Source organism: Gemmatimonas aurantiaca T-27 (genome assembly GCF_000010305.1).
Classification (GTDB): Bacteria; Gemmatimonadota; Gemmatimonadetes; order Gemmatimonadales; family Gemmatimonadaceae; genus Gemmatimonas; species Gemmatimonas aurantiaca.
The window spans coordinates 2581101-2594705 of the sequence record NC_012489.1; the positions used below are offsets into that span (position 1 = coordinate 2581101).

Consider the following 13605-nt stretch of genomic DNA (forward strand, 5'->3'; position numbering starts at 1 on the left):
TGAACATGTTCGACCCTCGTTTGCGCATGGCCGGTCTGGCCCTGTTGCTGGCCACGGCGTCCACGGTGGCCAAGGCTCAGAACGCCCGCCCCGCCCCCGACCAGGCGGGTGTCGCCCGGTTGACGGCCCAGTACGTCAAACGTGAAGTGAGTATCCCGATGCGGGATGGTACCAAGCTGTTCACAGCCATCTATGTGCCACGGGACAGCAGCAAGGCGGTCCCGATCCTGCTCATGCGCACGCCGTACAGTGTGGCTCCCTATGGGGCCACGGCGTATCCGGCACAGCTCGGCCCCTTCCCCGACATCGACAAGGAAGGTTGGATCTTCGTGAACCAGGATGTACGTGGTCGCTACATGAGCGAAGGCTATCACCAGTTCATGACACCGAATCGCGGACCCAATCGCAAGACCGGCGATGTGGATGAATCCACGGACACGTACGACACGATCGAGTGGATTCTGAAGAACGTCCACCATCACAATGGTCGTGTTGGCACCTGGGGCAACTCGGCACCCGGCTTCTTCGTGACCGCAGGCATGATCGACGCACATCCAGCCCACAAGTTTGCGTATCCATCGGCGCCGATGGTGGACTGGTGGATGGGCGATGACCGCCACATGAATGGTCTGTTCAAGCTGTCGCAGACCTACAACTTCATGCGCAACTTCGACCAGCCGCGCAACGGACTGATCACCCAGTATCCCGCCGGTCCAGCGTCGGGCACAACGGATGGCTATGCCTGGCACCTCGCCATGGGCGCCTTCTCCAACTACGGCCCCGGTCCGCTGCAGAACCGCGTCGCGTTCTGGGACTCCATCACCGTCCACGCCGACTACGACGCATTCTGGCAGGCCCGCGCCATCTGGAAGCACGCCAAGAACATCACCCCCGCCGTGCTGCTGGTCGGTGGGTGGTACGACGTGGAAGACCCGTATGGCATGCTGCGGCTGAATCAGAGCATGCAGGCCGACAGCCGGAGCACCAAGCAGATGTTCGTGGTCGGGCCGTGGTCACACGGCGGCTGGAACCGTGCCGACTTCCCGACGTTCGGTGCATTCACCAATGGCAGTCCGACCGGGAAGTTCTTCCGCGATTCCATCGGTATGCCTGCTTTCCGCTGTCTTCTCAAGGATGACTGCGGAAACTTTCAGTTCGGCGGAGCGCTGATGTTCGAGGCCGGCACCAATCAGTGGAAGCGATTCGAAGCGTGGCCGCCCAAGCAGGCGCGTCAGCGCACGCTGTACCTGCGTGAACAGGGACGGGTCGCCTTTGAAGCGCCGAAGTCCGCTGGCGCGGCAGGGATCGACCGGTACGTGAGTGATCCGACGAAGCCCGTGCCATACACGATGGGCACGACCTTCGGTTTCAACGCACAATATCCCACCGAGGACCAGCGCTTCGCGTCCCGTCGTCCGGACGTACTGGTCTATCGCTCGGACGTACTCACCGAGGACCTGACGGTCGCCGGCCCACTCTCGGCCCTGCTGCACATCGCCAGCACCGGCACCGACGCGGATTTTGTGGTGAAGGTCATTGATCAATACCCCAATGATGCCGCTCCGGAGTTCGAAGGCGGACCGCGCCTCGATGCCTATGAGCGTCTTGTACGCCCCGGCGTTGCGCGTGCTCGCTGGCGCAAGGGTTACACGCGCAGTGTGCCGCTGGTGGCCAATACGGCCGACACCATCCGCGTGCCGCTCGACGACGTGATGCACACGTTCAAAAAGGGCCATCGCATCGTGGTGCATGTGCAGAGCTCGTGGTATCCCGCCGTCGATCGCAACCCGCAGCGATTCGTTCCCAACATCTACAAGGCCAAGGATTCCGACTTCCAATCCGCCACCATGACCATCTACCGCACGGCGGCCCGTGCCTCCCACCTCTCGCTCACTGTCATGCCGTAACGCTGTTGCCCCCCTGCACCGCCCCCTGATTCCCTCCATCATGCAGGAGTCCCTTCGATGACAGCAGTTTCCCCCCGCCGAGCCTTGCTCGCGACGGCGTCCGCGCTCGTTGCGCTGGCGTTGTCGGCCAGCACGTTGCTCGCGCAGACGCGTACCATCTCGGGCCAAGTGCTCGAAGAGGGATCGCGCGCGCCCATCACCGCCGCCCAATTGCAGGTGCAAGGTACCAACCTTGGCGCACTCACCCGGGAGGATGGTCGATTCACCATCGCCGGTGTCGCGTCGGGTGACGTCGTCCTGGTGGTGCGACGCCTGGGTTACCCGATGACCCGCGTGCCAGTCGGCGCCACCACCAACACCGTCGAAATCGTCCTCAAGAAGGACGTCCTCAATCTCGACCAGGTGGTCGTGACAGGTCAGGCCACGGGTATCTCGCGTCGCAACCTGGCCAACGATGTTGCCAGTGTGAGCGCGGCCGAAATGACCAAGGTGTCGGCCCAGTCGATCGAAAACGCCATGCAAGGCAAGATCGCCGGCGCACAGATCTCACAGTCCACCGGCGCGCCGGGTGGCGGCAACCGCATTCGTATTCGCGGCATTTCCTCCATCCTCGGATCCGCGCAGCCATTGTACGTCATCGACGGTGTCATCGTCTCCGACGTATCCGTCGGATCGGGCACGAACAAGGTGACCCGCGCATCGGGCACGAGCATCTCGGTGGGCAATCAGGAAGCCCCGGTCAACCGCATCGCCGACCTCAATCCCAATGACATCGAAAATGTCGATGTGCTGAAGGGTTCGGCGGCGGCCGCGATCTACGGCTCCAAGGCGTCGGGTGGTGTCATCATCATCACGACCAAGCGCGGCAAGGCGGGCAAGCCCCGGTTTTCGTTGCGTATGGGCGCTGGTACGTCCGATCTGGCGTATCGCAACGATTCGCGGCACTTCAAGACCCTGGCCGATGCCGTGGCCGTATTCGGTGCGGGCATCACCCCGTTCTATGATCCCAATCGTCAGCTCAATTACGAGACGCTGGCCTATGGGAACAATCCGCTCAACTCCGACCTCTCGCTCAGCGTGAGCGGTGGCAGTGAAGACACGCGCTATTTCGTGTCGGCGAGCCGGCGCAACGAAGAGGGCATCGTGGCCAACACGTTCGCCCGCAAGACGAACGTGCGCCTCAACCTCGATCAGCGCATCTCGTCGCGTATCAATCTGCAGGTGGGCACCGAAGTGCTGAACAACGCCGGCGACCGCGGCCTGTTCGGCAACGACAACGCCGGCAACTCGATCGCCTACGCGCTCACCAAGATCCCCAGCTTCCTGGACCTGCGCCGGAACGCCGATGGCTCCTGGCCGGTCAACCTGTTCTATCCGTCGAATCCGCTGCAGACCATCGATCAGTTCGAGAATTCCGAAAGTGTCTGGCGCAACATCACCACGTCACGGCTCACGGCGGACCTGATCACGGGCAACAACCACACGCTGCAATTCATCGCGTTCGGTGGCGTGGATCTGCTCAACCAGTCGAACCTGATCTACTCGCCGCCGACCCTGCAGTTCGAGCCGGTGGACGGCCTGCCGGGCACCAGCGCGAACTCCAAGACCACCAACGTTCAGCGCAACCTGAATCTGAACATGGTGCATGGCTGGAACATTGGTTCGTCACTCAAGGTGACCTCGCAGGTGGGTACGCAGTTCGAAGAACGGGACTTCAACCAAACCCGCGCATCGGCACAGAACCTGCTCGGTGGTCTGGAAGTGGTCACCTCCGGCACAGTGCGCGACGTAGACGAATCGCGTTTACGTGTGGAAGACTTCGGTGTATTCGTGCAGTCGGAGGCCCTCTGGCGCGACAAGTTGTTGCTCACGGTTGGCGCCCGTGCCGATCGCAGCAGCAACAACGGTGATCCGGCCAAGTACTTCCTGTTCCCGAAGGCCGCCAGCTCCTATCGGTTCCCCAACCTGATGCCGGGCGTGGTGGACGAAGCGAAGCTGCGCGTGGCCTACGGTGAAACGGGTAACCAGCCACTGTATGGCCAGAAGTTCACCAACCTCGATCTGTCCAGCGTCGGTGGACTGGGGGCGTTCCGCGTAGGCACGGTGCGAGCCGCGTCGGATCTGCGCCCGGAGCGTCAGCGGGAATTTGAGATCGGTACAGACCTCAACTTGCTCCGCAACCGCGCCACGTTCACGGTGACCGGCTTCCGTCGCAACATCTCCGATCTGCTCATCACGCGCACACTGGCGCCCACCTCGGGGTTCAGCAGTGAGACCTCGAATGGCGCGGAGATGCAGGTGACGGGTGCGGAAGTCTCGATCAACGCCTTCCCGATCCAGACGCCCACGTGGGGCTGGACCTCGCGTCTGAACTGGGGCACCAATCGCTCCAAGGTGACCAAGCTGCCGGTGCCCACATTCCTGCTGGGTGCCCCGCAGACCGGCGCAATCCGTATCGAGCAGGGCAAGTCGGCCACACAGCTCATCGGCAACGACACGCTGCCACAATCGGGTGGCCGTGTGGTCGTACCGGTGGTGATGGGCGATGGCAATCCGCTCTGGACGGCCGGATGGGGCAACGAAGTCCGCTTCAAGGGGCTGTCGTTGTACGCGCTGCTCGATCAACAGAAAGGCGGTATGCTCGCCAACGGCACCTGGCGTCACTACGACCTCGGCCAGAACTCGATCGACTACGACGATCTCGACGAACTCGGACGCAAGGAAGGCGAAGTCCGCCGCACCAGCTACCTGCAGGTGACGCGCATCTACTACCAGCCCACTTCGTTCGTGAAACTGCGTGAAGTGACGATCACGTTGGATCTGCCCCAGAAGTGGGCAACGTCGGTGTGGTCCGGCGCCAGCGGGGCCAAGCTCTCGCTGAGCGGTCGCAATCTGTATTGGTGGACCAAGTTCCGCGGTGGTGATCCGGAGGCCCAGAACTTCGGACAGGGTGGCGTTCCCGATGCCATCCAGCGCAACCGTGAACTGGCCGCGTACCCCGCCAGCCGCAGCTTCTGGCTCAACTTCAGCGTGGACTTCTGACCATGAACGCCATCCGCAATCGCCGGGCGCGCGCGCTGCTACTGGCCGCCGTCTGTGCCTCCGCCGTGGCGTGCAACGCGGCGGACATCGCGAACTTCAATAGTCCCAACACGTCGCAACTCGAAGGATCCCCTGACGCAGGTACGGTGAACACCGCTGTCGCCGGTGTGTTGGCAGGCTCCCGCGCCGGCGCTGGCACCTGGGCCAGCACCCTGGGAGTGTTCGGTCGGGAAATCATCAACCTCGATGGCGCCGAGCCGCGCAACGTGCTGGCACTGCTCATCGGACCGCTGGAGCCCGGCGGCTTCGGCGTGGATGTAGGCTGGACCAACTCGTATCGCAATCTGCGGACGGCCTACACGATCCTCGAGGTGGTGGATCGTGTGCCGGACTACACCGCCGCACAACGCAGTGCCGTGAAGGGATTCGTGAAGACCTTCATCGCGCAGGAGTATGTGAACCAGCTTCGGGTGCGTGACACCTTCGGTCTCGTGTTCGACGTGCCGAAGGATCCCGCCGAGCAGGGTGCGTTCATCACGCGGGATGAAGCCTACACGAAGACGGCCGCCCTGTTCGACGAAGCGCGCGCCGACCTCGCGGCTGGTGGCACGGCGTTCCCGTTCACGCTCACCACGGGCTTCGCCGGCTTCAACACTCCGCCCACCTTCTTGCGCGTGAATCGCGGCCTCAAGGCGCGCATGGAGACGTACCGGGGGCGCTGGGCTGACGCGCTGACTGCGGTGAACGAATCGTTCATCAGCACGGCGTCAGGCACGGCGGCCGCGTTGAACACGGGCATCTTCCATGTCTACAGCACCGCCTCGGGCGACGCGGTGAATCCCCTGTTCGATCCCACACCACGGGCCTTGGTGGCGGTACCGGAGTTCCTGACCGAAGCCCGCAATCGTGCCGATGGATCACGCGATCTGCGGGCGTCATCGAAGGCCGTCGTAGGTACCGTGAATGTCACCACGCAGGGGATCAGCTCCAATGTGCGGCCCACGGTGTATCCCACCAACGTCACCCCGGTGCCGATCATCCGGAATGAAGAGCTCATCCTCATCCGCGCCGAAGCGAACATCGGTCTCGGCAATCGTGCCGCCGCCATCACCGATCTCAACTTCGTACGCACCAACTCAGGTGGTCTGCCGGCATTGGCGAGTGATTTCGCCGGCGACCTGATCACCGAGCTGTTGTACGATCGGCGCTATTCACTGTTCTTCGAGTACGGCCATCGCTGGGTGGACTCGCGGCGCTACAACCGGCTGGGCGAACTGCGCAAGCAGTTGCCTTCGCATCGGGTGTTTCCGTTGGTGCCCATTCCCATCGATGAGTGCAATCAGCGGACAACGGCCCTGCCTCGGGGTTGCGTGAACGTGGCCGGTAACTAACCGACCAACACACACAAACCACAAAGGGCGGAGAGGTCACGATGACCTCTCCGCCCTTTGTCATGTTGAACGAACGGTGCGATAGGCTACCGCTTACTTCGCCAGATCCTTCACCACGGCACTCAGCGCCTTCACCCGCGCGGACTCCGGGTTGCTGGCAGCGTCCTGATCGAGCTGCGCCGCGAGCTTGTTGAGCGCCGTCGAGCGCGCCGCCCCCTTGGCCTTTTCGGCGGCGTCGAGCTGTGTGGTCACGCCCGAGAGCCAGGTCTTCTGCACCGCCGTGTTTCGCGCCATCTGATCGGTGTACGAACGGGCCACCACAAATGCCGCCGGCCACACAAAATGCGGCTGCTCCTGGGCATTGAAGTACGCGAACTTCACCAACTTGGCCGCTTCGAGTTCGTTCTTCGAGATGTGTTCGCTCGGCGTGAGCTCCCACACGTCCAGACCACGCGCGATTTCCGAACCGTAGATCATGCCGTTGTACCAGTAGGCCGACCAGTGACCGGCGCTGACGAGTGCCGTAGCATCCATGGGACCACGATCGAAGTACGCGATCTCGTAGGCGTGATTGGGATCGGTCCAGTCGAACACGTTCACACCACCTTGGTACCACGACTGCACCATGACTTCACGACCCGGGATCGGGATCAGTGAACCATTGTGCGACACGCAGTTTTCCTGGCTGGTCTGCGCGGCCGGCAGCTTGAAGTAGCTCTTGAAATCGAGCTTGTCGCCGTTGCGCACGAAGATGGCGTCGGCGCCCCATTCCTTCTTGTCGGTCGCGCGGCAACGCGGCGCCGTCCCGCCACCCCACTCGTCGGAGAACAACACCTTGCTGCCGTCGTTGCTGAAGGTCGCCGAATGCCACGCCGACATGTTCGTATCAGCAGCCGCATAGAGGCGCTTCGGATTCTTGATATCGCTGATGTCGAGCAGGATGCCGTAGCCGCTGCACGCACCGCCGGCGAGGCCCACCGCCGGGTAGGTGGTGATGTCGTGGCACTGCGTCGGACCACGCCCCGCGACCGACGGGCGCGCCGGCGAACCGGCCGGCCGTTCGCGGCGATCGGACGGCGCGTCGCCGTGGCGCACCGCTTCGCCCAGTCCTTCGAAAATGCGCGGTGAGCTCACGATGGCCGCGGCCGACGGATTCTTCACCGGCACCTTGATCACTTCGATGCGGAACAGCGCGCTGTTCGGATCGACATCCGGCGCGAGCGCGGAACACCCGGCCAGCTCTTCGCTGGACCGTACGCCAGCAGACCCCGACACGTAGATGTACACGTTCTCCGGATCCTTCGGGTCGGTCACCAGCGTGTTGGTGTGCGAACCGCGGCAGGTCTGCACCATGGCCACGGACTTCGGCTTGGCGACATCGCTGATATCGAAGATGCGGATGCCGCGCGCACGCTCCTTGCTGACCTCCGCCTCCACACCCGTCAGGCCACAGTCGATGCGACCGGCAACCGCCTCCGCCGACACAAACAGCAGGTTCCCATAGACCGTGACGTCGGACTGCGAGCCGGGGCACACCATCGCGGTGCGGAGCTTGGGCTTCCGCGGATTGGCGATGTCCCACACCTGCCAGCCGCTGTAGTTGCCCTGGAAAACCAGGTTGCCGCTGAAGGCCAGATCGGAGTTCTTCAGCCGCGCGTCACCGGGCGTGCTCATGTTGAGGAAGGACTCGGACGGCTTGGTCGTGGACACGAGCTTCATGTTCCACTCGGCCGTACCGGCGTCGAACCAGCCCGCCTTGAGACCAACACGCGGATCAGGCGACGGCTGGGCGACAGCCTCGGTGGTCAGCGCGACCTGTGCCACCGTGGCACTGACCGCCAACAACGGGAGGCTGCGCAACAGGGATCGAAACGGGGTTCGCATCGGGGGCGGTGACGTGGAGGGTGGCGTGGGAGGGAACAGAGGGTACATCAGGGTTTCGGACGGGTGCGAAGCAACAGTTCCATGCGATCGATTTCGGTGCTCTGATCGGCGACCACATCGGACACGAACTTGAACACATCATCGTCGTTGGCCGAACCTTTGGCCGACATCAGCTCGTCGACCATGTTGATCGCGCCACGATGGTGCTGGATCATGAACGTCAGGAAGTACCAATCGAAGGCGCCACCCTTGGCCACCTTGAGCGTGTCCATCTGGGCGGGCGTCAGCATGCCCGGCATCATGGCCGATGCCGCACCGGTCTGTGCCGCACCCATATCCATACCGGCGTGATGCGCGTGCGCCATCTGCTCCATGTTGCCCGACGGCACCTCCTTCTTGCGGGTGCGCAGCCAGCTCTGCATGAACGCGATCTCGTCGGTTTGTGCCACCGAGATACGCCCAGCCAGCACCTTCACTTCAGAACTGGCACCATTGGCTTCGGCAAAGGAGGACATGGTCACCGCCTGCGCATGGTGACCGATCATGCCCTGCATGAACGAAACATCGGCGGCCGTATACGGCGGAATACCGCCGTCGAGCGCGGCCATCTGCGCCGGCGTCAGTGGGCGCTTGGCCGCTGGCGTGCCCGACGCACAGGCGCCGAACAACACCAGCGAGCCAAGTATCAACAGGCGGTGCGTGTGTGTGCGAATGTTCATGAGCTCACCTAAGGGAATCACTTGGGCTTGCGGGCCTTCCACATGGCCAACAGCTCCGCCTCACGGGCCGGCGAGAAACCGGTCTTGGGCGCGGCCTGCCGTTCGGCGGGCAGCGTCTTCCACCAAGCCAGTGTATCGCGCGCCGTGTCTTCCATCGGACGAATGGTCAGTCCGGCCTTGAGCTCCGGTGTCAGATCGAAGCGGGCAAAACCCGCCGTACGGCCACGCATCACCTGAAACACGGGCAGTTCACGTCCATAAGGCGCATGGCCTTGTTCACGCAGGAAGTCGGCATCGACCCAGGTGTAACTGGGATTGGCGCCAACACCCTTCTGCACCCGGGCGAGGAACTCCTTGAACGGCATGCCCCCCTGTGGGCCAACGCCGTTGAACACGCCGAAGGTGCGGCTCTCGCAGAGCGTGACGCAGAACTTCATGAGATCGCGTACATCGATGATCTGCACGTGATCGCTGCCATCGCCCGGCGCGAGCATCTCACCACCACGCGCCGCGCGCACCGGCCAGTACGTGAACCGATCCGTGTCGTCTTCCGGTCCGACAATGAGTCCGGGACGTACCACCGTCACGCGCCCCGGCATGGCCGCGTGCGCCGCTTTCTCGGCATACGCCTTGGCGTGGCCATAGGTGAGCGGCTTGCCGGCTTCGATGGGCGAGTTCTCGAGCGTCAGCACCGGCGCATTGCTGTTCATCGGCACGGAGCTCAGGTCATAGTAGACCGAGCGCGTGGAGATGAAGAGATACTGGTCGACGGAGTCGCGCAGCACTTCGGTGGACAGCTTCACCCACTCCGGAGCACTGGAGAGCGACGCCGATTCGTCGATGACCGCGTCCCACTTGCGGCCCTTCAAGGCGCTCAAGTCACTGGCGCGATCGCCCGCGAGCTCCTCGACGTCCTTGCCGAACATGCCCTTCCCGCTGCGACCACGATTGAAGATCGTGACTTGATGTCCGCGCTTGAGTGCTTCGCGCACGTTGTGCGGTCCGACAAAGCCGGTACCGCCGAGCACGAGGATCTTCTTGGGGGCCGGTGCCCATGCAGGCGCTGCACGCAGCAATCCTGGGGCGAGTGAGGCGGCAGAGGCGGCGCCCAGGGCGGCAAGCCCGGTACCGAGGAACTCGCGGCGGTTGTACATGGTGGGCAGGGCGTGGGTTCAGGGGCACAGCGCTGATCCCAAGTGTACGACGCCATTCACCGAAACGTTAGAAGCACTCGCGGGTGAGCCCCGGCGGCTCACCCCGTCCAAGGTACCCCTCGGCTCACGCGGCGCCTGGCGTCACCAGCGCACCGCTGTAGAGCACGGTGCCTGCCGTTACCGCGTTGGCGCCCTGTCCGCCGTACTTGTTGACGATCTTCAGTGTGGCGTTTTTGTACTTGAAGACCAGCTTGCCGTACTTGTTGGATTCGTCACCCTGCGGCAGGTGCGTGCGGGCCTGCTGCAATTGCGCCTGGATGTCCTTGATGCCGTCGAACTGACGCTTGCCTTCATCGGTCTTTTTGAATTCGCCGCCGCCGCCGTGCAGCTTGGCATCCTGTGTGAAGGTCCGGCTGGCTTCCGCGAGCTCCATGTTGATGTCGATGAGCTCTTCCCGCTCGATCAGCGCATGTCCGGTCTGCGCGTTGTGCTGGATCTTGCCGGTGACGGCGCTCACGAGCGGATTGAACCCGAGCTGCACCAACTCATACACCAGGCGATACGCAAAGCTGGTCTTGAGGTCATTGATCCCCATGGCCCCCTGATGGTTCACGTTCGCGCTGCGGTAGTCCTTGCAGCGCGCGCCATAACACATGACCAGCGCGATCTTCTGGTGATCCTTCCGAGGGAGCACGCCCGACAGGAACGCCGCGAGTTGCGCGCTGCTGCACAGGTTGACCACACCCACCTTGCCGATGGCGTTGGTGTAGGCCGTATCGGTGGTGCGGGGATCGCCATGAAGCACCAGATACACCTTCTCCGCCGATGCACAGGCCTGCCGAATGGTCTGCAGCGTGGTGGCATCGGTTGTGAACCCCACCATGGGTAGCTCTTGCACACACCGGTGCTCATTCACCTTGTGCTTGCCCAAAAACATGCGACCCAACCCTGAGCGCTGTTTTCGAGTCTCATAACGGTGGGTCAAGGCAAGAATGGTGCTGTCGGCGGCGCCTTTGGCGGTGCTGCCGATTTTGTCTTCGAAGTTGAGCACGACGTAACTCGACACGGCGATCCTGGGCTCGGGAATCTTCGGACGCCAGACGGACATGGAGACTGGATCTGGCAGACCATGATGTTACTCCCAAAATGGATCGTTCGCGAAGCGCTGCGGTCGCTCTGCCTGGCAACGGGGGTCACTCAGAAACACTGCGTCACCACCACAGCACGGATGGACACCAGAAAGACAGAAACCCGTAGATCGCTCATCCGTAGGCACCCCAAAGGACCACCGCGTACCAATTTTCTCTCCAATGCCGGGACGATGCCCACTGCCATTCCCCATGCGTTGTTGTTGTCGCTGACCGTTGTCGCGAGTTCGGCGCTGCTGGCACCCTCCGCTTTGGAGGGTCAACCGGCCACCTGCCGGACTTCGTTGGATTCGCTGGATAGCAAAGTCCGCACCAACTACGCCGGCCATCTGCTCGAAGTGACCGGCAACCGTGCGCAGGCGCACACGAACCTGCTGCACTCGCTGCGGGGGCGTGCTGACACCACGCCGTTTCGCACATGTTATCCGGTGCTGTCGGCATATACGCAGTGGTATGCCGATCCACACTTGTTCGTCTTTCAGAGCCAGAGTGCCGACACGGCCACGGCGCATGACGTGCAGTCTCGTCTGCGACACATGGCTCTCACGGAGGAGGAGCTTCGGGCCTCGATCGTGCGACGCAGGAAAGTCGATGCCATCGAGGGTATCTGGTACGAAGGGAACCTGCGGCTCGGCGTTGTCCCGGATCCCTCGGGAAGTCCGGGTGCCTATGTTGCCGTGGTGCTGACAGCGGATACCGTCAGTTGGCCCGTCGGCACGGTGCGAGCGGAGATTCAACGCATGGCGCCAGACCGGTATCGTGTGAAGCTCTGGACACGGGCCTTTGCGGAGATCGACCTGTTGGCCACCCTGCACCGCAACGATCTGCTGCGCCTCTCACCAGGCATCTGGGGCAAGGCCTATCCGACCGATGCGCGGCGAGCAGACATGCTCGATCCGGTCGATGCCCATCGTCCGACCGTCGTCGTACGACAGCGTTCGGTCGTGGTCTCCATTCCCTCACACGATCCGCAATACACACGCCGTCTCGACAGCCTGATCGGTGCGCATGATGAAGCGATACGATCCCGTCCCCTTCTGATCGTCGATCTTCGCGGTAACGAAGGCGGCGGCGCCGGCACCACCCGCGCGCTCAATCCGTACCTGGCCAGCACCACACGCAAACCCACGCCTTACGACAGCGGTACGGCCGTGATGCTCGCGTCGCCAGCCCAGTTGGCCTACGCACGCCGAATCGTTGGCGGCGACACCAGTGCCGCAGCCCGACGCATCCTGCAACGGCTGGAGACGGAAACGGGATCGCTGGTGCCGCTCGACGGCTTGCCGGGGAGTACGGGCGTTGAACCCAGTCATGCCGGTAACTGGCGCGTGGCGGTCATGGTCGATGGGGGCACAGTGAGCGCCGCGGAGGTGCTCGTTCTCAAAGCACTGCGGAGCACCAGGGCAGTGGTGATTGGAGAGGCAACCGCGGGCGCACTCGACTACCAGAGCACACAGGTCATTTCCTTGGGCACGGGCGATCGCCGTTGGGCGTTGGGCTATCCCACCATCACGGCGCATGCCGATCTGCCGTTGCGTGGCATGCGGGGCAAAGGCATTGCCCCAGCAGTGCGGGTGCGATGGTCCTCCGTTGCCGATCCCATCACCGAGATGGAGCGCCGATTTGCGAAGTGACCGCCGCCAAGAATTGCGCTGATGTCACCTCCTCCCGTTTCGCTGGCGCAATACCGTGCGATGCACATCATTCATATCATCACCGATCATCGCACGCGATAGTGGTCCGCACCCCACCACGATGCCTCGAGAGTTGCTGTGAAGAAGATGGTCGCCGTCGCATCACCAGACGCCTACGTGCAAGGCTTGGATGGCTGGCGTCTGGAGCTGGTCACGACATTGCGCGCAGCCGTGCGTGCATCCAAAGCACTGAGTGAAGCCGTGAAGTGGGGACACCTCGTGTACTCCACAGAGAATCCCGTCTTGCTTATCCGCGCGGAAGACGAGCGTGTCCTCTTCGGCTTCTGGCGAGGTCAGCGATTGCAAGACATTGAACCACGCCTGCGACCCGGGGGCAAGTTCGAAATGGCGACGCTCGAACTGCGGGAAGGCATGAACATTCCTGCTGCTCGAGCCCGTCGCCTGGTCAAGGCCGCACTCGAACTCGATGCGACACTGGGCGATCCTCGACTGGCGTCGCCCAAGGTGCGAGCGAAAAAAGCCGCTGCGCTGAAAAAGCGATCCAGGTAGCGCTCACCCTCACCTACCGGCAATGGTCCTAATTCGTCAGATACGCTCCCTGTGTGGCTTGACCGCGGTTGTACTGCTTGGAGGATGTGACAACCCCTTCGGAAGCAGAGACTGCACGCTCATCGGATGTGTTGGTGGGCTCCGCGTCACGCTGGA

General features: G+C 62.9%; 9 protein-coding genes. 5 read left to right on the plus strand and 4 right to left on the minus strand.

Translation table 11 applies throughout. The features are described 5' to 3' along the window. Positions 1-5: 5 nt before the first annotated feature. Genes GAU_RS11345 through GAU_RS11355 form a run of 3 tightly spaced genes read left to right on the plus strand, consistent with a single transcriptional unit; the run spans position 6 to position 6340 of the window. Positions 6-1907 carry a CocE/NonD family hydrolase gene (locus GAU_RS11345; RefSeq protein ID WP_052574394.1) on the plus strand — a complete coding sequence of 634 codons (1902 nt, stop codon included), beginning with the start codon at positions 6-8 and terminating at the stop codon, positions 1905-1907. 57 nt (positions 1908-1964) lie between these two features. Continuing rightward, positions 1965-4949 (plus strand): SusC/RagA family TonB-linked outer membrane protein, encoded by a 2985-nt coding sequence (locus GAU_RS11350; RefSeq protein ID WP_012683693.1) that lies wholly within the window; start codon positions 1965-1967, stop codon positions 4947-4949. A 2-nt stretch (positions 4950-4951) separates the two neighbouring features. Continuing rightward, entirely contained in the window at positions 4952-6340 is a 1389-nt protein-coding gene (locus tag GAU_RS11355; protein WP_012683694.1) for a RagB/SusD family nutrient uptake outer membrane protein, read from the plus strand. A 93-nt stretch (positions 6341-6433) separates the two neighbouring features. On the opposite strand, the gene GAU_RS11360 is transcribed toward GAU_RS11355, so the two are convergent. From GAU_RS11360 to GAU_RS11375, 4 genes are all read right to left on the minus strand, one after another. Continuing rightward, a complete protein-coding gene (locus tag GAU_RS11360) occupies positions 6434-8224 on the minus strand; it encodes an LVIVD repeat-containing protein (RefSeq protein ID WP_012683695.1) in 1791 nt (596 codons plus the stop codon). 47 nt (positions 8225-8271) lie between these two features. After that, the gene (locus GAU_RS11365) at positions 8272-8943 is read right to left on the minus strand and encodes a DUF305 domain-containing protein (protein ID WP_012683696.1); all 672 of its coding nucleotides are present in this window, start codon (positions 8941-8943) and stop codon (positions 8272-8274) included. A gap of 17 nt (positions 8944-8960) precedes the next feature. Next, positions 8961-10097: an NAD-dependent epimerase/dehydratase family protein gene (locus GAU_RS11370; protein ID WP_012683697.1), complete on the minus strand. Its 1137-nt coding sequence runs from the start codon at positions 10095-10097 to the stop codon at positions 8961-8963. A gap of 124 nt (positions 10098-10221) precedes the next feature. Beyond that, positions 10222-11205 (minus strand): hypothetical protein, encoded by a 984-nt coding sequence (locus GAU_RS11375; protein WP_012683698.1) that lies wholly within the window; start codon positions 11203-11205, stop codon positions 10222-10224. A 213-nt stretch (positions 11206-11418) separates the two neighbouring features. Between GAU_RS11375 and GAU_RS11380 the strand changes: the two genes are divergently transcribed. Beyond that, entirely contained in the window at positions 11419-12879 is a 1461-nt protein-coding gene (locus tag GAU_RS11380; protein WP_012683699.1) for a S41 family peptidase, read from the plus strand. Between the two features lie 147 nt (positions 12880-13026). Beyond that, positions 13027-13449, plus strand: a complete 423-nt coding sequence (locus GAU_RS11385) for a DUF1801 domain-containing protein (RefSeq protein WP_041266469.1) — start codon at positions 13027-13029, stop codon at positions 13447-13449. Positions 13450-13605: the final 156 nt, after the last annotated feature.